Source organism: Gluconacetobacter sp., from assembly GCF_047721585.1.
Classification (GTDB): domain Bacteria; phylum Pseudomonadota; class Alphaproteobacteria; order Acetobacterales; family Acetobacteraceae; genus Gluconacetobacter; species Gluconacetobacter dulcium.
On record NZ_JBDNXE010000004.1, the window covers coordinates 61,162 to 80,429 of the forward strand.

Below are 19,268 nucleotides of genomic sequence, written 5' to 3' on the forward strand. Positions count from 1 at the left end.
AAAGAAGGGAAGACGCTTTGTCTTGTAGGGGATTTCCGGAGGCTCCATGGTGGGCGCACAAGGACTCGAACCTTGGACCCGCTGATTAAGAGTCAGCTGCTCTACCAACTGAGCTATGCGCCCATGGAGTGTCCCTCTCGGGTGACGCGCTTCTAACAGTGTGGCGGATGGAGGGCAAGCGGTTTTATTGAAAAAATGTCCTGCATTCTCAGCCGTTCAGGCGTGCAAGCACGGTATCGAACTGATCAAGCGATTGATAGAGGATGCGGATTGCCCCGCCCCGTCCGTCGAACGAGATCTGGACCTTGAGGCCCAGCCGTGCCGTGAGGTCGCGTTCCAGAACCTGGATTTCGGGGTTCTTGGGTTCGGCGGTCTCGGCCGGGGTTGGCTTCGTGGGCTGGCGGACGGCTTTTTGCACCAGGGCTTCGGTCTGGCGGACATTCAGCCCCTGCTCCAGCACCGTCTTCAGCGCCGCGACCGGATCGGGGTGGCCCAGCAGCGCGCGGGCGTGACCGGCCGTCAACTGGCCGTCGCGCAGGGCGGCGCGCACGGGCTGCGGCAGGTTGAGAAGCCGCACCATGTTGGCGACGTGTGAGCGCGATTTGCCCAGCGCCCCCGCAAGTTCCTCCTGCGTCAGGCCGTAATCCTGAAGGAGCCGTTGCAGGCCCTCGGCCTCTTCCACGGCGTTCAGGTCGGCGCGTTGCAGGTTTTCGACCAGGGCGGCGGCCATCGCGTCGCCGTCATCGAGCGCACGGATATGGACCGGGACTTCATGCAATGCCGCGATCTGGGCCGCGCGCCAGCGGCGTTCGCCGGCGATGATCTGGTAATGGCCTTCGCGCTCGGGATGCGGGCGAACCAGGATCGGTTGCAGGATGCCGCGCGTGCGGATCGAATCCGCCAGTTCGGCCAGGGCTTCGGGCTCCATCGCCTGGCGCGGCTGGAACGGGCCGGGCTCCAACTGGTCGACCCCCAGCGTGCCGGTGCGGTCCTGCTCCGTGCGGCCCGAGACGCGGGCGATGGCGGCGGGGGCTTGATCGCCCAGCAGGGCTGCGAGGCCCCGGCCGAGGCGCGGACGTGATTGCTCTTTCTTGGTGCTCATGCCCGCGCCTTCTTCTTTTTGGGTGTCTTCAGACCGCTCCGGGCGATCACCTCATCGGCCAGGGCCTGGTAGGCGACGGCGCCGCTGGACCGGCCGTCATAGGCCATGACCGAACGCCCGTGGCTCTGGGCCTCGGAGATGCGGATGTTGCGCGGAATCAGTGTTTCCATCACCTGCTCGCCGAAGAAGCTGCGGGCGTCGGCGGCGACCAGTTCGGACAGGTTGTTGCGTCGGTCGTACATCGTCAGCACGATGCCCGCGACATGCAGGTCGGAATTGAAGGCACGGCGCACGCGGTCAACGGTGCGGACCAACTGGCTGATGCCCTCCAGCGCGAAAAATTCGCATTGCAGCGGCACGATCACGCCGTCCGATGCCACCAGCGCGTTCAGTGTCAGCAGGCCCAGGCTGGGGGGGCAGTCGATCAGGACCACGTCGAAATCGTTGCCGGCGCGCGTGATGGCATCGCGCAGGCGGAATTCGCGCCGGTCGGTCATGACCAGTTCCAGTTCGGCGCCTGCGAGTTCGGTATCGGCGGCGATGATCTTCAGGCCGGGAATTTCGGTGTCCTGGGCCAGGTCGGCCATCGGGACGTCGTCCATCAGCAGGGCATAGGTGCCCTGTCGCCTGGCGTCGTAGCCGATGCCCAGGCCGGTCGAGGCATTGCCTTGCGGGTCGAGGTCGATCAGCAGGACGGACAGGCCGCGATCGGCCAGTCCGGCGGCTAGATTGATGGCCGTTGTTGTTTTGCCCACGCCGCCTTTCTGGTTGGCGAGGGCGAGAATGCAGGAAGCGCGCGTGGCGTCAGGAGCCCGTTGCGCGTTCTGAGTGTCTGGCACGCGTGATTTCACCCAGTTTGAGAATGGTACCGTCCGCGTAGGTGCGGCTAGGCAATCGGGATATTGCCATGTGCCAGTCGGCGGCGGCCGAGGTCAACTCATCGTCGACATTTCTGCCTTTCAGGAACAGGCAAAAACCATCCGGCGCCAGCAGGCGGCTGCTCCAGTCCAGCAATTGCGGCAGGGCGGCCAGCGCGCGGGCGGTGACGATCTGCACCGGCGGGATATCGACCTCTTCGATCCGCCGGGCCAGCACGGTGACGCGCGCGCCGGCGGCCCGTGCGGCTTCGCGCAGGAAAGCCGCCTTGCGTTGATCGGATTCGATCAGCGTGACGTCGGCATCGGTGGCGATGGCGATGATCAGGCCGGGGAAGCCGCCGCCTGACCCCAGATCGGCGAGGCGCACGCCGCCGGGCGGGATCAGCGATGCCAGTTGCAGCGAGTCCGCGATATGGCGGTCCCATAGATGTGGCAGGTCACGCGGCGAGACCAGATTGATGCGGCTGTTCCAGCGGGTCAGGATCTCGGCGAAGCGGTCCAGGCGCGGGCCGAGGTCGCCCGGAAGGTCGGCGCGGGTTTCGGGTTTCACGTGAAACATCAGGCGACCTGTTTGATATGGGCGAGCAGCGCCATCAGCGCCGAGGGGGTGACGCCGGGGATGCGCTGGGCGGCGCTGAAGCTGGCGGGCCGGGCGGTGGCCAGGCGCTCCTGCATCTCGCTGCTCAGGCCGCCGATATGGCGGTAGTCGAGGTCGGGCGGCAGGGTGATGCGGGTTTCGGCCTCCAATTGCCGGATCTCGCGCGCCTGTCGGACCAGATAGCCGCTATAGCGGGCTTCGGTTTCGACATGGCGGCGGATACGGGGTGCGAGGTCGGCAAACCATGGGGCGACCCGCGCTATCTGCTCCGGCGTGGCGGCGGTTGCCAGAACGTCCAGCAGCGTGCGCCGGCGCCCGTCGGCCGAGACTGCGATGCCGGCTTGCTGCAATCCGTCGGGCAGGAAGCTCTCCTGTTCCGCGCGCTGCATCGCGGTGTCGATGGCGGTGCGATCGGCTTCGAACAGGCGCGTGCGCTCGGCCCCCACGCAGCCCCAGCCGATGCCCAGCCCGGTGAGGCGCAGATCGGCATTGTCCGCCCGCAGGCTGAGCCGGTATTCGGAGCGGGAGGTGAACATCCGATAGGGCTCCGACACGCCCTGAGTGGTCAGGTCGTCGATCATCACGCCCAGATAGGCGGTGCCGCGATCGAGGGTTACGCCCTGCCCGCCCCCGGCGCGGCGGGCCGCGTTCAGCCCGGCCAGGAGCCCCTGTGCGCCGGCTTCTTCATACCCGGTGGTGCCGTTGATCTGGCCGGCCAGGAACAGGCGCGGAAGGGCTGTCAGTTCCAGCGTGGGGCTCAGGGCGCGTGGATCGACGTAATCATATTCCACCGCGTAGCCGGGCCGCACGATGCGGCAGCGTTCCAGGCCGGGGATGGAATGGATCATCTGCTCCTGAATATCGGCCGGCAGGCTGGTGGAGATGCCGTTGGGATAGACCAGATCGCCGCCCTCATTGCCCGGCAGGGCTTCGGGTTCGAGGAAGATCTGGTGGCTGTCGCGTTCGGCGAAGCGCACCACCTTGTCTTCGATCGACGGGCAATAGCGTGGGCCGCGCCCCGCGATGGCGCCGCCATAGACGGCCGAGAGGTGCAGGTGCGCGCGGATCAGCGCATGGGTCTGCGCCGTGGTGGCGGTGATCCGGCAGGAGAGTTGCGGGTTGTCGAGCGTGCGCGTCAGGCGGCTGAAGGGCTCGGGGTCGGTGTCGCCCTTGTCTTCCGCGAGGTTCTCCCAGTCGATGGTGGTGCGGTCCAGCCGGGCGGGTGTTCCGGTCTTCAGTCGGCCCATCGGCAGGCCAATTGCCTGCAAGCGTTCGCCCAATGCCTGGGCCGGGGCCTCGCCGACCCGGCCGGCCGGGTGGCTTTCATGACCGATATGGATCACGCCGCGCAGGAAGGTGCCGGCGGTCAGCACCACCGCGCCGGCCGTGATCTGGCGCCCGTCTTCGCACACCACGCCGGCCACCTGTCCATCGGCATCGACGATCAGGTCCCCTGCCCCGCCTTCGGCGATATCCAGGTTTTCGGTTTCGGCCAGCAGGTCCTGGATGGCGCGGCGATAGAGCGAGCGGTCGGCCTGTGCGCGCGGGCCGTGGACAGCCGGCCCCTTGGAGCGGTTCAGCAGTTTGAAATGAATCCCGGCCCGGTCGGCGGCGCGGCCCATCAGTCCGTCCAGTGCGTCGATCTCGCGCACCAGATGGCCCTTGCCGATGCCGCCGATCGCGGGGTTGCAGGACATGGCGCCGATCGTGTCCCGCCGGTGCGTCAGCAGTAGCGTACGCGCGCCGCATCGGGCCGATGCCGCCGCGGCCTCGCACCCCGCATGCCCTCCGCCAATGACGATGACATCGTATTCGCCAGTCACCTTTGTCCGCTCCCTTACTTGCCGATGCAGAACTGGCCGAAGACGGTATCCAGCAGATCCTCGACCCCGACGGCTCCGGTCAGGCGCCCCAGGGCGCGCATGGCCAGCCGCATGTCCTCGCCCCGCATCTCTGGCCAGTGCATATCGAGTGCGGCGGCCAGATGGCTAGCGCTTTCTTCGATCGCGGCGCGATGGCGCGCGCGTGTCAGCGGCGGACCGGATTGCGCCGCCGTCAATGCACGGGCGCGGTCGGCCAGGATTTCGGTCAGTTGCGCCAAGCCCGTGCCGTCATGGACGCTGATGGCGATGGCGCCATGGGGGCTTTTCGTCGTGGGGGTCAGGTCGATCTTGTTGCGGACCAGGATCGCGTTGGCGGGTAGATCGGCGGGGGGCGTGTCGCCGTCGAACATGCCGATCACGCAGTCGGCCTGTTTCACGTGAAACAGGGCGCGGCGCACACCTTCGGCTTCGATCTCGTCTTCGGTCTCGCGCAGGCCGGCGGTGTCGATCAGGGTGACGGGGACATCGCCCAGCACGACGCGGACCTCGATGGCATCGCGGGTGGTGCCGGCGCGGGGCGAGACGATGGCCACGTCGCGGTCGGCCAGTGTGTTCAGCAGGCTGGATTTGCCGACATTGGGCACGCCGACGATAGCAAACAGCAGGCCGCCCCGCAGCCGCTCGCCTCGTGCGCCATCGTCCAGGTGGGCGCGCATCTCGTGGGTCAGCGCGCGCAGTTCGTTCAGCAATGCCTGCTCGATTTCGGGTGGCAGGTCTTCGTCCGGGAAGTCGATCAGGGCTTCCTGATGCGCGAGCGTGGTGCGCAGCCGGGTTGCCCATTCGTCATACAGGCGGCTTAGCGTACCGTCGGCCTGTTCCAGCGCCTGCCGGCGCTGGGCTTCGGTTTCGGCGTCGATCAGGTCTGCGATGCCTTCGGCCTCGATCAGGTCCAGGCGGCCGTTCATGAAGGCGCGACGGGTGAACTCGCCCGGCTCGGCCGGTCGGGCGCCCAGTGCGACCAGTGCGTCGGCCACGGCGGTGATGACCGCGGGGCCGGCATGCAGGTGCAGTTCTGCGCTGTCCTCGCCGGTATAGCTGTTCGGGCCGGGAAACCACAGCACCAGCGCGCGGTCCAGCAGGATGGGCGCGGCGTCGCCGGAGGCATGCCGCAATCCGCTTAGCGTGGCGCGGCGGGGTGTCGGCAGCGTGCCGCACAGATGGCGCAGGATTTCGCCGCATCCCGCTCCGGTCAGGCGCATGACCGCGATGGCCGCGCGCCCTGCCCCGCTGGCCAGGGCAAAGATCGGCGCATCGGGTTGGGTCCGTTCGGAGGGCATCGTGTCTGTTCCTGTCGTCATCGGGCGTCCGGTCGGTGCTCTTGCATGTCGCAACCTGTGGCGGAAGGGTACAGAATACCAGACAGTCCCGATATGGTGCGGGATACAGGATCAAAAGGGACGACGACCGGTATGCCGCAGCTTTCGATGCACTCTCCCATCGGGGATCTGACCCTGACCGAGGAAGACGGCGCGATCGTCGCCCTGGATTGGGGCTGGGGGCGCGATCAGGACGAGACGCCGTTGCTGCGGCTGGCCTGCGATCGGCTCGACGCCTATTTCGACGGTGCTGCGGATAATTTCGCCGACCTGCCTTTGGCGCCGTATGGCACGCCGTACCGTCAGGCCGTGTGGCAGGCGCTGCGCGCGATCCCGCCGGGTGAAACCCGCACCTATCGCGACCTCGCGGAGCAGGTCGGCGGGTCGCCCCGGTCCATCGGCCAGGCCAATGGGGCCAATCCGATTCCGATCCTGATCCCGTGCCATCGTGTCGTCGCGACCCAGGGGTTGGGTGGGTATTCGGGCGATGGCGGGGTGACGGACAAGATTTACCTGCTGGAACTGGAGGGAGCCCAGATCCCTGGCGTGGCTCGCCAGGACGCCTGAGACGGCCGGACAGAACAGAAGCAAGGAAGCAGGCGATGTATAAGGCAATTCGCATTCACGGCTATGGTGGCCCCGAGGTTCTGCAACTGGAAACGCTGCCTACGCCCGTTCCCGGCCGGGGGGAGATCCTGATCCGGCAGGAGGCGATTGGCGTCAATTACATCGATATCTATTTCCGGACCGGTCTGTACAAGGTGCCCGTTTTTCCGGCCATCCTGGGGATGGAGGGTGCTGGTGTCGTCATGGCCGCCGGCGCGGGCGTGACCGATTTTCAACCCGGTGATCGGGTGGCCTATCCCACGGCACTGGGCGGTTATGGTGAATGCCGGACCATTGCGGCCGATCGTGTCGTGCCGCTGCCGCCGGATATTCCGTTCGAAGTCGCGGCCGGCTGCATGTTGCGGGGCCTGACCGTGCATATGCTGTTGCGCGGGGTTCGGGCCGTCAGTGCCGGCGAGACGATTCTGGTTCACGCGGCGGCCGGGGGCGTGGGCCTGCTGTTGTGCCAGTGGGCGCGGCATCTCGGGGTGCGGGTGATCGGCGTGGTGTCGACCGAGGAAAAAGGGGAGTTGGCGCGGCAGAACGGTGCCGCGGATATTCTGGTCGGACACGATAATCTGGCGGCGCGGGTGCGTAAGCTGACCGACGGTGCCATGGTGCCGGTGGTTTATGACAGCGTGGGCAAGGATACGTTCGTTGCCAGTCTTGATTGCCTGGCGCCGCGCGGGTTGATGGTCAGCTACGGGAACGCATCGGGCGAGGTTACGGGGGTTTCGGTCGGCATGCTGGCCACGCGCGGCAGCCTGTATCTGACGCGGCCGGGGCTGACGACCTATTTCGCGCAGCGCCCGGCATTGCTGGCCGGGGCCAGGGATTTGTTCGATCTGATCATGCAGGGCGTGCTGTCGGTGCGGATCGGTCAGCGTTTTGCCCTGGCCGATGCGGGGGCGGCGCAGGCGGCGCTGGAGTCCCGGACGACGATCGGGAGTACGATCCTGTTGCCTTGAGGGGGAAAGCCTTCTTTTTCTGAAGAAAAAGAAGCAAAAAGACTTTTATTCGTTTGGGGTCGGTGTGGTGGATTGGCCTTTGTTTCAGGACGCAATCTAAAAATTCAAAAGTTTTTTGGTTCTTTTTTTCAAAAAAGAACGGAAGAGCGTTCACGCATGAAAAAAGAGGGACCGGATTGCTCCGGCCCCTGCTTTCCTGTCTTCAGGTATTCATCGCGTCGAAGAAATCCCTGTTGGTCTTGCTGTATTTCAGCTTGTCCAGCAGGAAGTCCATCGCGTCCATGGTGCCCATCGGCGCCAGGATGCGGCGCAGGACCCACATTTTCGACAGTTCCGAGCGTTCGACCAGTAATTCTTCCTTGCGGGTGCCGCTCTTGGTGATGTCGATGGCGGGGAAGGTGCGCTTGTCGGCGAGCTTGCGGTCGAGGATGAGTTCCGAGTTGCCGGTACCCTTGAATTCCTCGAAGATCACCTCGTCCATGCGGCTGCCGGTATCGATCAGCGCGGTGGCGATGATGGTCAGCGAGCCGCCTTCCTCGATATTGCGCGCCGCGCCGAAGAAGCGCTTGGGGCGTTGCAGGGCGTTGGCGTCCACACCGCCGGTCAGCACCTTGCCCGATGACGGGACGACGGTGTTGTAGGCGCGCGCCAGACGGGTGATGGAATCCAGCAGGATGACCACGTCGCGCTTGTGCTCGACCAGCCGCTTCGCCTTCTCCAGCACCATTTCCGTCACCTGGACGTGGCGGGTCGCGGGTTCGTCGAAGGTCGAGGACACGACCTCGCCGCGTACCGACCGCGCCATGTCGGTCACTTCCTCGGGCCGCTCGTCGATCAGCAGCACGATCAGGAAGACTTCCGGATGGTTGGCTGAGATGGACGAGGCGATGCTTTGCAGCATCACGGTCTTGCCGGTACGCGGCGGGGCGACGATCAGGGCGCGCTGGCCCATGCCGATCGGCGAGACCAGGTCGATCACACGCGGGGTGAAATCCTTGGTCTGCCCCTTGCTGCCTTTGCCGCCCTTGCCGGGCTTCTCGATCTCGCCGCCCACCGCGTCGCTCTCGACTTCCATCTTCAGCCGGCGCTCGGGGTAGAGCGGCGTCAGATTGTCGAAATTGATACGGTGACGGACCGCCTCGGGCGGTTCGAAATTGATGGTGTTGACCTTCAGCAGCGCGAAATAGCGTTCACCATCGCGTGGGGCGCGGATCTGCCCTTCGACCGTGTCGCCCGTCCGCAGGCCGAAGCGCCGCACCTGGCTGGGGGAGATATAGATGTCGTCCGGCCCGGGCAGGTAGTTCGCCTCGGGCGAGCGCAGGAAACCGAACCCGTCGGGCAGGATTTCCAGCGTTCCCTCGCCATGGATGGCCTGGTCGTTGTCGGCGAGGGTCTTGAGGATAGCGAACATCATGTCCTGCTTGCGCAGGGATGATGCGTTCTCGATCTGCAGGCTTTCGGCGTATGCCAGAAGGTCCGCAGGAGTTTTGGCCTTGAGTTCGGCGAGATGCATTCAGGTTGCCTTGAATGGGCAGGTCATAGAAGGGGGGGAAACGATCGGCCTGGACATCAGCGCATCGGTGCGCCTGCCAGAAAAACCCGGACAAACCGGAAAACGGCCAACAACGTTCCATGCGGAGGGAGCAACCGGCGAACGAAAGTTTACCGGAGACGCCGACATGCTAAGAGAATTGCAGGCAACGGTCAAGACACTGACGGTGCTGCTGTGCAAATGGCGCTTTCAGCGCCCTCGCGCCAGCCAGCCCCGGTGCCAGAACCACAGCAGCGGAACGACGATCGACGCAGCCATCAGCGCCAGCGAATACCAGTAGCCGTATTTCCAGCTCAGCTCCGGAATATCGTGGAAATTCATGCCGTAGATGCCGGCGACCAGCGTGGGTGCGACCCCGATGAAGCTGACCACGGTCAGGATCTTCATGCCGTTATTCTGCTCGATGCTGATGAAGCCGAGTGTGGCATCGAGCAGGAACTGGACCTTGTTGGAGATCTGCGACACGAAATCGTTCAGCGACACGATATCGCGCGCTACCGTGCTCATCCGGTCGCGCAGCTTTTCCGACAGGTCGTGCTTCTTGTTCTCGCTCACGAAGATCGCGATCCGTTCCATGCCCAGCAGGCTGTCGCGAACCGATGAGGCCAGGTCGCCCGATCGCCCGACCCGGCGCAGGAGCGTGCGCAGCATCTGGTCGGCCCGGCCGGCCTGGCGCGGCTGGTCGGCCTGGAACACGTCGCGCGACAGCGTATCCAGCGACTGGCCCAGATGTTCGAGGATATCGGCCATGCGATCGACCACCGCTTCCAGCAGCAGGACCGAGACCTCGTCGCCGCTGTAGCTTTCCTTGCTGCCGGCGATCTGCTTCGCGATCAGGTCGAACGAGGAAAACTCGGTGAAGCGGATCGTCAGCAGCCTGTCGCGCATCAGCACGAAGCCGACCGGCGAGACGAAGAAATCGTCCTGCACGCGCCGGACCAGAGGCGTTGAGAGGTAGACGGCGTCATCTTCCATGAACAGGCGGGAGGAACTCTCGATTTCCTCCAGGTCGGCGCGGGTCGGGATGCGCTGGCCGGTAATCCTGGCTGCCTGGGCCTGTTCATCCGGCGTGGGGTCCAGCAGATCCAGCCAGGCGATGCCGGTGGCATCGGCATCGGTAACGATCGGCCGCGGCGGCTGACCGGGACAATGGGCAACAAACATGGATGCTGTCTTTCTCCGCTTCCCCGCCTTATTCCCCGTATCGGTGGACCCACGGCGTGTGTCAAATCACCCCGGCCTCTCTATCTGGGCGTGACGAGACGAGGCTGGTAATTTTCCGTCATGCGGTCCAGAACACCCGATATCCTGCATCTATATCGGGTCCGGAGAACGACGTGAGCGCAGCAGACAGCAGCGGAACGGAACGCGGCGCAGCGGAGACGCTGCCCAACAGCCTGCGCGCCGGGCCGGACCCGCGCGGCCGTTTCGGCATCTTTGGCGGCCGGTTCGTGGCCGAGACATTGATGCCCCTGGTCCTGGAACTGGACGCGGCCTATGCGGCGGCGAAGGCCGACCCTGCCTTCCGCACGGAACTGGACTATTATCTGAAGGATTATGTGGGTCGCCCCAGCCCGCTCTGGTTCGCCCGGCGCCTGACCGAGGAACTGGGTGGCGCGCGCATCTATATGAAGCGCGAGGAACTGAACCATACCGGCTCGCACAAGCTCAACAACGTCATGGGCCAGATCCTGCTGGCCCGGCGCATGGGCCGCAGCCGTATCGTGGCCGAAACGGGGGCCGGCCAGCACGGCGTTGCCACGGCCACCGTCTGCGCGCTGTTCGGGCTGAAATGCACCATCTATATGGGCGCCACCGATGTCGAGCGGCAGAAGCCCAACGTGTTTCGCATGCGCCTGCTGGGGGCGGAGGTCGTGGCCGTGACCTCCGGTGCCGGCACGCTGAAGGATGCGATGAACGAGGCGATGCGCGACTGGGTGACCAATGTCCGCGACACCTATTTCCTCGTCGGCACCGTGGCGGGACCCCACCCCTACCCTCAGATGGTCCGCGATTTTCAGTCGGTGATCGGGGATGAGACCCGCGTGCAGATGCAGGAAGCCGAGGGGCGCCTGCCGGATGTGATCGTGGCGGCCATCGGCGGCGGGTCGAACGCGATGGGTATCTTTCACCCCTTCCTCGATGACCCTTCGGTGCGCCTGATCGGCGTCGAGGCCGCCGGGCGGGGGCTGGATAGCGGCGAGACCGCGGCCTCGATCCTGCGGGGGCGGCCGGGCGTGCTGCATGGCAATCGCACCTATCTGCTCCAGGACGAAGACGGGCAGATCGACGAGGCGCATTCGATCAGTGCCGGGCTGGATTATCCTGGGATCGGGCCGGAACATTCCTGGCTGGCCGAGATCGGGCGCGTGGAATATGTCGGCGCGACCGACGACCAGGCGCTTGCGGCCTTCCAGCTCTGCACGCGGACCGAAGGCATTATCCCGGCGCTGGAAGCCGCCCATGCCCTGGCGCATGTGGCCGTCATCGCCCCCACGCTCAGCCCCGAGACGCTGCTGGTGGTGAATATCTCCGGCCGGGGAGACAAGGACATCTTTACCGTCGCCGCGCATCTGGGAGTGACATTGTGAGCCGCATCGCCCGCCGCTTCGCGGCCCTGAAGGCGCAGGGACGTGGCGCCCTGATCCCCTATTTGCAGGCCTGCGATCCGGATTACGATACCTCGCTCGCATTGCTGCGCGCCATGCCGGGGGCTGGTGCCGACCTGATCGAGGTCGGTGTGCCGTTCAGCGACCCCAGTGCCGATGGTCCGACCATCCAGTTGGCGGCGCGCCGGGGGTTGAAGGCGGGTGCCAGCATGGTGCGCGTGCTGGAGATGGTCGCCCGGTTTCGCGAGGACGATGCCGATACGCCGATCATCCTGATGGGCTATCTGAACCCGATCGAAGCCTATGGCCATGCCCGTTTCTGTGCCGATGCGGCCCGCGCGGGCGTGGACGGGCTGATCGTCGTCGACATGCCGCCCGAGGAAGCCGATCTGCTGGACGGGCCGGCGCGGGCGGCCGGGCTGGATATCATTCGCCTCGTGGCGCCGACCACCGATGATGCGCGCCTGCCCATGGTGTGCGGCAGTGCCTCGGGCTTCATCTATTATGTCAGCATCACGGGGGTGACGGGTACGCGCACCGCCAGCAGCGACGAACTGGCGGCCGCCCTGCCGCGCCTGCGCGCCGCGACCGATCTGCCGGTGGCCATCGGCTTTGGCATTCGCTCGCCCGAGCAGGCCGCCGCTGCCGTTCGTGCCGCCGATGCCGCTGTGGTGGCCTCGGCGCTGATCGCCACGCTGGAAGACTCGCTGGACGAAGAAGGCCGCGCGACACCCGACACCCTGCCGCGTGTGTTGGCGCAACTCTCGGACCTCGCAAAGGCCGTGCGTTCGGCGCGCTGACCACAAATCGGTTTCCAACGGCCGCCGGCCCTTGGCGGGGTTCGGGGCAGCGCCTCGACCCAACCCTACGCCGCCCAGCATTACGGCACCCGCGCACCCGATTACGTGACCAGTGCCGTGCATGCCGAGGGCGCGGACCTTGAAGCGATCGAAAGACAGGTCGCGGGCAAGAGGTTGCGCCGCGTGCTGGATCTGGGCTGTGGCGGCGGGCATGTCAGTTACCGGCTGGCGCCCCATGTGGCGGACGTCGTTGCCTGCGACGTGACCCGCGAGATGCTCGATGCCGTGAGGCAGGAGGCCGGGCGGCGGAGCCTGACGAACATTTTCGACGGTGCATGCTCCTACGGAGGGGTTGCCGTACGAGGATGGCGGGTTCGATGCGGTGTTCTGCCGGTTCACGACCCATCACTGGACCGACGCGGCCGCCGGGGGAGCGGGTGACGGCGATCCGTTCCCTGCAACAGGTGGCGCCGGAGGAGGTCGTCTGGCTGTTCGGGGTAGAGGAAGACGGCAGCTTCACGCTGGATGTCGCGCGCTTTCTGGCGGTGCCGGCCTGAATTCTCCGGGCTTTGCGCTTGCCCGTAGGCATTGAGAGAACCATCTGGCCTTTCTGGCACCCTGCTTGTAAGAAGGCGGGTTTCTGGTCGCCGCTGTGCGCCGTGTGTGATGGAGTGATGTGATGAGCTGGCTGACCGATTACGTCCGCCCCAAGATCCGCGGTCTGCTCAAGCGCGAGGTGCCGGACAATCTGTGGACCAACTGTGAATCGTGCAGCCAGATGATTCTGGTGAAGGATCTGCATAAAAATTTGAATGTCTGCCCGCATTGCGGTCATCACATGCGCGCGACGGTGGGCGAGCGTTTTGCCTGGACGTTCGATGAAGGGGCCTGCACGCGCATCGACCTGCCCAAGGTTGCGGTCGATCCGCTCTCGTTCCGCGACCGCAAGCGCTATACCGACCGGCTGAAGGACGAGCGCGCGAAATCGCAGCTTGATGAATCCATGGCGGTGGCCCACGGCAAGATCGGCGGGCACGACGCGGTGGTGGCCGTGATGGCGTTCGAATTCATCGCCGGTACGATGGGGGCTGCGCTGGGCGAAGGCTTCGTGGCGGCGGCGCGGCTGGCGATCCTACAGAAGGCGCCGCTGATCGTCTTTACCGCTTCGGGCGGTGCGCGCATGCAGGAAGGCATGATCAGCCTGATGCAGATGCCCCGCACCACGGTGGCGGTGCAGATGCTGCGCGATGCCGGACTGCCCTATATCGTCGTGCTGACCAACCCCACCACCGGCGGCGTTACGGCCTCGTTCGCCATGCTGGGCGATGTGCAGATCAGCGAGCCGAACGCCCTGATCGGGTTTGCCGGCCCGCGTGTGATCGAGGATACGGTGCGCGAGAAACTGCCCGAGGGCTTCCAGCGCGCGGAATATCTGCTGGATCATGGCATGATCGACATGGTGACCAAGCGTGCCGACCTGCCGGCCATGCTGGGCCGCCTGATCGGCCTGTTGAACCATCAGCAGGTCGCGGCGCCGCTCCGCCCGGCAGCCTGACCGCGCCGATGAGCAGTTCGCCGACGGTGCTGGGGCCGGAATTCGTCGGTCGTGCCGGGGCTGTTCTGGAGAGGCTGAACCAGCTTTATCCGGCCCTGATCGACCTGTCGCTGGGCCGGCTGGAAGCTCTGCTGGGGCGGCTGGGTCATCCGGAAAACCATCTGCCGCCGGTGATCCATGTTGCCGGTACCAATGGCAAGGGGAGCACCTGCGCCAACCTGCGGGCTATCGGCGAGGCTGCCGGCTGGCCGGTGCATGTCATGACCTCGCCGCATCTGGTGGACGTGACGGAGCGCTTTCGCGTTGCCGGCCGCATCGTCTCGACCGACGAACTGGTGGCGGTGCTGGAAGAGGTCGAGCGCGTCAATGACGGTGCGCCGATCACTGTGTTTGAAGTGCTGACGGCTGCCGGCTTCGTGCTGTTCGCGCGGCATCCTGCCCGTCTGGCGGTGATCGAGGTCGGGCTGGGGGGGCGTTTCGACGCCACCAATGTTCTGGTCCGGCCTGCCGCCTGCGCCATTGCGTCGATTTCCATGGATCATGAAGCGTTTCTCGGCAACAGTCTGGCCGCGATCGCTGCCGAGAAAGCGGGAATCATGAAGGCCGGTGTGCCGGTGGTGACCGGCTATCAGACGCCCGACGCCATGGCGGTTCTGCGTGTCCGGGCGGTGGAATGCGGGGAGCGCCTGCTTGTGCGCGACGAGGACTGGGAGATCATGCCAGTGGCGGGCGGCGTGCGTTACACGGACGCGCGGGGCGTGCTGGACTTGCCGGCTCCCGGTCTGCCGGGGGCGCATCAGGTGGATAATGCCGGGCTGGCGGTGGCGGCGCTGCGGGCCAGCGGGTTGGCGGTGCCGGAAACCGCGTGGGCGGGCATCGCCCGCACCGAATGGCCGGCCCGCCTGCAACGGCTGGATGGCGCGCTGGCCGCCCTGCTGCCGCCGGGTTGGGAAATCTGGCTGGATGGCGGGCATAATCCCGGTGCCGGTCACGCGCTGGCCGACATGCTGGCCGGCTGGTCGGACCGGCCGGTTCATCTGGTCGTCGGCATGAAGCAGACCAAGGATGCCACGGGCTTTCTGGCCCCTTTGCTGGAGCGTGCCGCCAGCGTTCAGGCGGTGGCGGAGCCGGGGCAGCATCTGGCCCTGCCGGTTGAGGCGATCGTGGCGGCGTCTTCGGGCCGTGCCATTCCCGGCCCTACCGTGCGGGCGGCGCTGGCACGTCTGGCGGACGAGGCGGATGGTCCGGGGCGGGTGGTGATCTGCGGCAGCCTGTATCTGGCGGGGGTTGTCCTGGCGCAGGACGGCTGGGTCGCGAAGTGAGGTAGGGTCTTCTTTTTCTGAAGAAAAAGAAGCAAAAAGACTTTCATTCGCTCGGGAGCCTTGTGCTGGGGACATACGATGCCCCTGATCGAATCAAAGTTTTTTGGTTCTTTTTTTCAAAAAAGAACATTCTTGAAGGCTGCTCCATGACACATCGCCACAAGGTTATTTTCGACACCGACCCCGGCGTGGACGATGCGATGGCGTTGTGTTTCCTGACCCGGCGGCCGGACTTCGACCTGCTGGCCGTGACCACGGTGCATGGCAATCTGGACATCGGCACCGTAACGCGCAACGCGCTGTGGCTGGCCGAACGGCTGGCACTGGATGTGCCTGTGGCGATGGGCGCGGCTACGCCGCTGGTGCGCCCGGCGGGGGCCGGCGTGCCGCATGTGCATGGGGCGGGTGGGCTGGGCGATCTGACGCTGCCGGCGCAACTGGCGCGTACGATCGATCCGCGCCCTGCGTGGCAGGTGATCGTGGATATGGTGCGCGCCTATCCGCACGAGGTGACGCTGATCGCCATCGGGCCGCTGACCAATCTGGCGCTGGCCTTGCGGCATGACCCCGGTATTGCTGAACTGGTGGCGGGTGTGAGCCTGATGGGGGGCGCGTTCGGCACGCATGGCCATAGCGGCAATGTGTCGCCGGTGGCGGAAGCCAATATCCTGTCGGACCCCGAGGCGGCGGACCTGGTGATGACCGCGCCGTGGACGGTTACGATCCTGGGGCTGGATGTGACGCAGCAGGTGGTGATGGATGCTGCCTATCTGGACCGTCTGGAAGAGCGGGGCGGGCCGGATGGGGCTTTCCTGCGGGCGGTGTCGCGTTTTTACCAGGGGTTCCACGAACGCTCGCGCGGGTTGGCCGGGATTTTCGCCCATGACAGTCTGGCGGTGATCCAGGTTATGGCGCCGCATCTGTTTACGCTGCGGCATGGGCCGGTCCGGGTGGTGTGCGGTGGGCTGGCTGATGGACAGACGATTCAGAAGCCCGTTGGTGTGCCCGGCGCGCCCGCCCCGGCCTGGGATGGCGCGCCGTCATGTGCCGTGGCGGTGGATGTCGATGTGGGCGGCGTGCTGGCGCTGTATGCGGATACGTTCATCGTGTGACGGTTTGTGTCGGCTGGCGGTCAGGTGAGGTGGCGATCGTGGTCTTCGTTCGGGGGCTTTGTGCTGGCGACAGGCAATGTTCCTGAACGGATAAAAGTCTTTTTGCTCCTTTTTCTTCAGAAAAAGGAGATATGCTCTCCGGGGCGCATGGAGATATGAATGGGTGAGATGGTGATCGTAGCCTATCGGCCAAAGCCCGGTCAGGAACAGGCTCTTTTGGAACTCACCCGTCATCATGTGACGGCCCTTCGCCGCCTTGGGCTGGCTACGGATCGTCCAGCATTGGCCATGCGCTCCCGAGACGGCGTTATTGTCGAGATTTTCGAATGGCATGATGGCGCTATTCAGACAGCCCACACCCATCCGGACGTTCTGGCGATGTGGGAACATTATGCTGTTGTCTGCGATTATGTGCCTTTGAACGAATTGCCGGAAAGCCGCGATATGTTCGCGCAGTTTGAACCTATCGACCTCTGACGAGGGACATTTCAACCGCGATTGACGGTGGATAGAAAGGTTTCGATTTCATCCCGCGTGCACAGGCGATGTTTTTCGCCGGTAAATGCCTCATGGATATCCCGGTGTCCGGCATAGGAGTTGGCGTTCGTGCGTGTCCGGTATTCCGAACACCATTGAAGCAGGGCTGAGCGCGCGTCCGGATCTTCTCCGCTTTTGATGGGGCGGTTGATGAGATTACGGATGCATTCTTCCTCGGGAAGCACGAGCCAGACAAGGATTGTCGCGCGCGGCAGGGCTTGCCGGGCCAGCCAGCCAAAGACACCTTCGATAATCCATCCGTCCTCCCTGGCGGCGGCTTGTACCGCCTCTTTCGCGTCATCGGGGGGACGGCGGAGGTTGAAGCCTCCGGGCATCCAATGCAGGGCATCGAGTTCGATGGCGGGGATTGCGAAATGTCGCGCCAGGCGGTTCGCCAGCCAGGTTTTTCCCGAGCCGCTGTTGCCGAGAATCAGGATGCGTGGGCTGACGGTCATGTCCTTCTGTTCCACCCTTGCCGCCGTGCAGGATGCCTGCCCTTGGATATTATCCGGAACGGGCGCGCCTGATCTTTTCGTAACGGGCTATCAGCCGGGTGCGTCGCAGGGCGGAGAGGCGCTGTATCCAGAATAGGCCGTTCAACTGGTCGATTTCGTGCTGGTGGCAGATTGCACGCAGGCCATCGGAGTCTTCGATCTGGTCCTGACCGTCGAGGTCCTGGTACCGTACGCGCACCCTGGCCGGGCGTTCGATCTGTTCGGTGACGCCGGGCATGGAAACGCTGCCTTCCTCATGCCGGATCGTCTCGTCGGATGCCCAGATGATTTCCGGGTTGATGTAGGTGCGCGCGCCCGATGTGTCGCGCAGGTCCAGCACCACGACGCGCAGTGCCACGCCGATATGCGGCGCCGCGATGCCGATGCCGGGCGCGGCCTGCATCGTGTCGAACAGGTCGGCGGCCAGTGTGCGAAGCGCGGCGTCGAACTGCGTGACCGGCTCGGCCGTCTGGCGCAGGCGCTGGTCGGGATACAGGACGATCGGGCGCGCGGGCATTCCGACGCCTTCCCAGGGTCAGAGGAAGGGGGCGGCGCGGACGCGGCCGACCGTCAGTCCGTTCCAGTTGCGGATATCGTGGGTTGCCAGATCGCGCAGCACGGCGTGGTCGCGGGTTTCGGGGCCGAGGAAGCGCATCAGCAGCGTGGCCATGGCGACTTCGGCGGCGCGCGGGGCGCCGTCATGGCATTTGACCGCGATGCCCAGACCCTGTTCGGGCAGGCTGGCGGCCATGATGCCCTCCGCGCCCATCTTGCTGAAGACGGCCGGCCCGAGCGCCTGCATCAGCACCGTGTCGAAGCGGCCGCTGCCGCCGACCATGAAGGGGGCGTTGGCCACGGCGGCGCGCAGCCGTGCCGCCGCGCGGGCGCGTTCGCGGCCCAGGCCGTGGCCGGTGCCGAAGCGGGCGAAGCCGTGGGCCAGGGCGCGCATCGGGATGGCGTAGGTCGGGATCGAACAGCCGTCGATGCCGCGATTGTCTTCGCCGTGCGCCGCATCCGTGACGTCGGCCAGCGCCGCCGTGACCTCGCGCATGATCGGGTGGGCGGGCTGGATATAGCCGGCCGGGTCTTCGTCGCGGTCGCAGGCCAGGCAGATGAAGCCGGCATGTTTGCCGGAGCAGTTGTTATGCAGGGCGTTGGGTGCCCCGCCCGAGCGGGCCAGGGCGTGGGCGGCCTCGGCGTTCGTCGGCCAATGGGTGCCGCATTCGAGGCAGGAGACATGACGCCCTGCCCGGCCCAGCATCCGCGCCGCGACCGCGACATGCGCGGGCTCGCCGTTGTGCGAGGCGCAGGCCAGTGCCAGTTCCTCGTCATCCAGGCCCAGCCGCTCGGCGGCGCCGCTTTCGACCAGCGGCAGGGCGAGGAAAGCCTTGACCGCCGAGCGCGGGTAGGTCGGCACCGCGATGTCGCCCAGCGCGAACACGACATCGCCATCGGCGTCCACCACCACGGCCGTGCCGGCATGGCGGGATTCGACGCGGCCGCCGCGCTCGATCTCGGCGATTGCTGTGTCCATTGGGGCGTCGTCCTCGGGGGTCAGGTGTTGCCGGTCAGGAAGTAGCTCGGGCTGCCCGAACTGCGGGTCGAATCCGGATCGTCCTCGATCAGGTCGTCGATCATGAAACGCTTCATGCGCAGTACGGCGATATCGGCTTCGCTGGCATCGTCGTCGTCGGCCAGCAGGGACAGCCAGTAGGGCACGCCGCCGCGCTCGGTCAGCAGCAGGGGGTGGCGGCGGCTCATGGTCACGCCGTCGCGGAGCATGGCTTCGGCATTTTCGTTGGTCGTGATGTGGTACAGATAGCTGTCGGCGGGGTCGGACGCTTGCAGGCCGCGATAATGGACGCGGGCCAGTTGCAGGGTTTCGGCGTCCAGATGCGTGACCTGCCGCCGGGGGGGCGGGGGCTCGGCCTTCGGC

The 19,268-nt window shown here is 65.7% G+C and carries 20 protein-coding genes, 1 tRNA gene and 1 pseudogene; 10 read left to right on the top strand and 12 right to left on the bottom strand.

Annotation, left to right across the window (positions count from 1 at the left end):
* Positions 1–47 precede the first annotated feature (47 nt).
* From ABF821_RS01900 to mnmE, 6 genes are all read right to left on the bottom strand, one after another.
* Positions 48–123 (bottom strand) — tRNA-Lys (locus ABF821_RS01900).
* Between the two features lie 85 nt (positions 124–208).
* Positions 209–1,102, bottom strand: a complete 894-nt coding sequence (locus tag ABF821_RS01905) for a ParB/RepB/Spo0J family partition protein (protein ID WP_182974436.1) — start codon at positions 1,100–1,102, stop codon at positions 209–211.
* A complete protein-coding gene (locus ABF821_RS01910; protein WP_415528891.1) occupies positions 1,099–1,941 on the bottom strand; it encodes a ParA family protein in 843 nt (280 codons plus the stop codon). Before ABF821_RS01910 ends, ABF821_RS01905 begins: the two co-directional genes overlap by 4 nt.
* Complete coding sequence (gene rsmG / locus ABF821_RS01915; RefSeq protein WP_415528892.1) at positions 1,907–2,539, bottom strand: 16S rRNA (guanine(527)-N(7))-methyltransferase RsmG; 633 nt, start codon at positions 2,537–2,539, stop codon at positions 1,907–1,909. Before rsmG ends, ABF821_RS01910 begins: the two co-directional genes overlap by 35 nt.
* The gene (gene mnmG / locus ABF821_RS01920) at positions 2,539–4,401 is read right to left on the bottom strand and encodes a tRNA uridine-5-carboxymethylaminomethyl(34) synthesis enzyme MnmG (RefSeq protein ID WP_415528893.1); all 1,863 of its coding nucleotides are present in this window, start codon (positions 4,399–4,401) and stop codon (positions 2,539–2,541) included. The genes rsmG and mnmG overlap by 1 nt, the downstream gene beginning before the upstream one ends.
* A 14-nt stretch (positions 4,402–4,415) precedes the next feature.
* The gene (gene mnmE, locus ABF821_RS01925; RefSeq protein WP_415528894.1) at positions 4,416–5,738 is read right to left on the bottom strand and encodes a tRNA uridine-5-carboxymethylaminomethyl(34) synthesis GTPase MnmE; all 1,323 of its coding nucleotides are present in this window, start codon (positions 5,736–5,738) and stop codon (positions 4,416–4,418) included.
* A 132-nt stretch (positions 5,739–5,870) separates the two neighbouring features.
* On the opposite strand from mnmE, the gene ABF821_RS01930 reads away from it, so the two are divergent.
* The gene (locus ABF821_RS01930) at positions 5,871–6,344 is read left to right on the top strand and encodes a methylated-DNA--[protein]-cysteine S-methyltransferase (protein WP_415528895.1); all 474 of its coding nucleotides are present in this window, start codon (positions 5,871–5,873) and stop codon (positions 6,342–6,344) included.
* Between the two features lie 35 nt (positions 6,345–6,379).
* A complete protein-coding gene (locus tag ABF821_RS01935) occupies positions 6,380–7,351 on the top strand; it encodes a quinone oxidoreductase family protein (protein WP_182974441.1) in 972 nt (323 codons plus the stop codon).
* A gap of 202 nt (positions 7,352–7,553) precedes the next feature.
* On the opposite strand, the gene rho is transcribed toward ABF821_RS01935, so the two are convergent.
* Complete coding sequence (gene rho / locus ABF821_RS01940) at positions 7,554–8,864, bottom strand: transcription termination factor Rho (RefSeq protein ID WP_182974442.1); 1,311 nt, start codon at positions 8,862–8,864, stop codon at positions 7,554–7,556.
* A gap of 228 nt (positions 8,865–9,092) precedes the next feature.
* The gene (corA, locus tag ABF821_RS01945) at positions 9,093–10,067 is read right to left on the bottom strand and encodes a magnesium/cobalt transporter CorA (protein ID WP_182974443.1); all 975 of its coding nucleotides are present in this window, start codon (positions 10,065–10,067) and stop codon (positions 9,093–9,095) included.
* 173 nt (positions 10,068–10,240) lie between these two features.
* On the opposite strand from corA, the gene trpB reads away from it, so the two are divergent.
* From trpB to ABF821_RS01985, 8 genes are all read left to right on the top strand, one after another.
* Positions 10,241–11,494 carry a tryptophan synthase subunit beta gene (gene trpB / locus ABF821_RS01950; protein ID WP_415528896.1) on the top strand — a complete coding sequence of 418 codons (1,254 nt, stop codon included), beginning with the start codon at positions 10,241–10,243 and terminating at the stop codon, positions 11,492–11,494.
* Positions 11,491–12,312 carry a tryptophan synthase subunit alpha gene (gene trpA / locus ABF821_RS01955; protein ID WP_415528897.1) on the top strand — a complete coding sequence of 274 codons (822 nt, stop codon included), beginning with the start codon at positions 11,491–11,493 and terminating at the stop codon, positions 12,310–12,312. The genes trpB and trpA overlap by 4 nt, the downstream gene beginning before the upstream one ends.
* Positions 12,313–12,417: 105 nt before the next feature.
* Positions 12,418–12,753 carry a class I SAM-dependent methyltransferase gene (locus ABF821_RS01960; RefSeq protein ID WP_415528898.1) on the top strand — a complete coding sequence of 112 codons (336 nt, stop codon included), beginning with the start codon at positions 12,418–12,420 and terminating at the stop codon, positions 12,751–12,753.
* Complete coding sequence (locus ABF821_RS01965) at positions 12,644–12,904, top strand: methyltransferase domain-containing protein (protein WP_415528899.1); 261 nt, start codon at positions 12,644–12,646, stop codon at positions 12,902–12,904. The genes ABF821_RS01960 and ABF821_RS01965 overlap by 110 nt, the downstream gene beginning before the upstream one ends.
* A gap of 87 nt (positions 12,905–12,991) precedes the next feature.
* On the top strand, positions 12,992–13,867 hold the full coding sequence (accD, locus tag ABF821_RS01970; RefSeq protein WP_182974445.1) for an acetyl-CoA carboxylase, carboxyltransferase subunit beta: 876 nt from the start codon (positions 12,992–12,994) through the stop codon (positions 13,865–13,867).
* Positions 13,868–13,875: 8 nt separating this feature from the next.
* On the top strand, positions 13,876–15,189 hold the full coding sequence (locus ABF821_RS01975) for a bifunctional folylpolyglutamate synthase/dihydrofolate synthase (RefSeq protein WP_415528900.1): 1,314 nt from the start codon (positions 13,876–13,878) through the stop codon (positions 15,187–15,189).
* Between the two features lie 146 nt (positions 15,190–15,335).
* Positions 15,336–16,301 carry a nucleoside hydrolase gene (locus tag ABF821_RS01980; protein ID WP_415528901.1) on the top strand — a complete coding sequence of 322 codons (966 nt, stop codon included), beginning with the start codon at positions 15,336–15,338 and terminating at the stop codon, positions 16,299–16,301.
* 159 nt (positions 16,302–16,460) lie between these two features.
* Entirely contained in the window at positions 16,461–16,778 is a 318-nt protein-coding gene (locus ABF821_RS01985; RefSeq protein WP_415528902.1) for a hypothetical protein, read from the top strand.
* 11 nt (positions 16,779–16,789) lie between these two features.
* On the opposite strand, the gene ABF821_RS01990 is transcribed toward ABF821_RS01985, so the two are convergent.
* The 4 genes and pseudogenes from ABF821_RS01990 to ABF821_RS02005 all read right to left on the bottom strand — a co-directional run.
* Positions 16,790–17,308: a hypothetical protein gene (locus tag ABF821_RS01990; RefSeq protein WP_415528903.1), complete on the bottom strand. Its 519-nt coding sequence runs from the start codon at positions 17,306–17,308 to the stop codon at positions 16,790–16,792.
* A gap of 34 nt (positions 17,309–17,342) precedes the next feature.
* A complete protein-coding gene (locus tag ABF821_RS01995; RefSeq protein WP_415528904.1) occupies positions 17,343–17,849 on the bottom strand; it encodes a peptide deformylase in 507 nt (168 codons plus the stop codon).
* A gap of 18 nt (positions 17,850–17,867) precedes the next feature.
* Positions 17,868–18,866, bottom strand: a complete 999-nt coding sequence (locus tag ABF821_RS02000; protein WP_415528905.1) for an asparaginase — start codon at positions 18,864–18,866, stop codon at positions 17,868–17,870.
* Positions 18,867–18,886: 20 nt separating this feature from the next.
* Positions 18,887–19,268, bottom strand: a pseudogene (locus tag ABF821_RS02005) (hypothetical protein); the annotation flags it as partial.

Excerpts from the sequence above, each read along its gene's own strand:
- ABF821_RS01980 (WP_415528901.1), top strand. The coding sequence starts at position 15,336 with ATGACACATCGCCACAAGGTTATTTTCGACACCGACCCCGGCGTGGAC.
- ABF821_RS01995 (WP_415528904.1), bottom strand. The coding sequence starts at position 17,849 with ATGCCCGCGCGCCCGATCGTCCTGTATCCCGACCAGCGCCTGCGCCAG.
- corA (WP_182974443.1), bottom strand. The coding sequence starts at position 10,067 with ATGTTTGTTGCCCATTGTCCCGGTCAGCCGCCGCGGCCGATCGTTACC.
- ABF821_RS02000 (WP_415528905.1), bottom strand. The coding sequence starts at position 18,866 with ATGGACACAGCAATCGCCGAGATCGAGCGCGGCGGCCGCGTCGAATCC.
- ABF821_RS01975 (WP_415528900.1), top strand. The coding sequence starts at position 13,876 with ATGAGCAGTTCGCCGACGGTGCTGGGGCCGGAATTCGTCGGTCGTGCC.
- ABF821_RS01905 (WP_182974436.1), bottom strand. The coding sequence starts at position 1,102 with ATGAGCACCAAGAAAGAGCAATCACGTCCGCGCCTCGGCCGGGGCCTC.
- rsmG (WP_415528892.1), bottom strand. The coding sequence starts at position 2,539 with ATGTTTCACGTGAAACCCGAAACCCGCGCCGACCTTCCGGGCGACCTC.
- ABF821_RS01985 (WP_415528902.1), top strand. The coding sequence starts at position 16,461 with ATGGGTGAGATGGTGATCGTAGCCTATCGGCCAAAGCCCGGTCAGGAA.
- ABF821_RS01930 (WP_415528895.1), top strand. The coding sequence starts at position 5,871 with ATGCCGCAGCTTTCGATGCACTCTCCCATCGGGGATCTGACCCTGACC.
- accD (WP_182974445.1), top strand. The coding sequence starts at position 12,992 with ATGAGCTGGCTGACCGATTACGTCCGCCCCAAGATCCGCGGTCTGCTC.
- mnmE (WP_415528894.1), bottom strand. The coding sequence starts at position 5,738 with ATGCCCTCCGAACGGACCCAACCCGATGCGCCGATCTTTGCCCTGGCC.
- rho (WP_182974442.1), bottom strand. The coding sequence starts at position 8,864 with ATGCATCTCGCCGAACTCAAGGCCAAAACTCCTGCGGACCTTCTGGCA.
- ABF821_RS01935 (WP_182974441.1), top strand. The coding sequence starts at position 6,380 with ATGTATAAGGCAATTCGCATTCACGGCTATGGTGGCCCCGAGGTTCTG.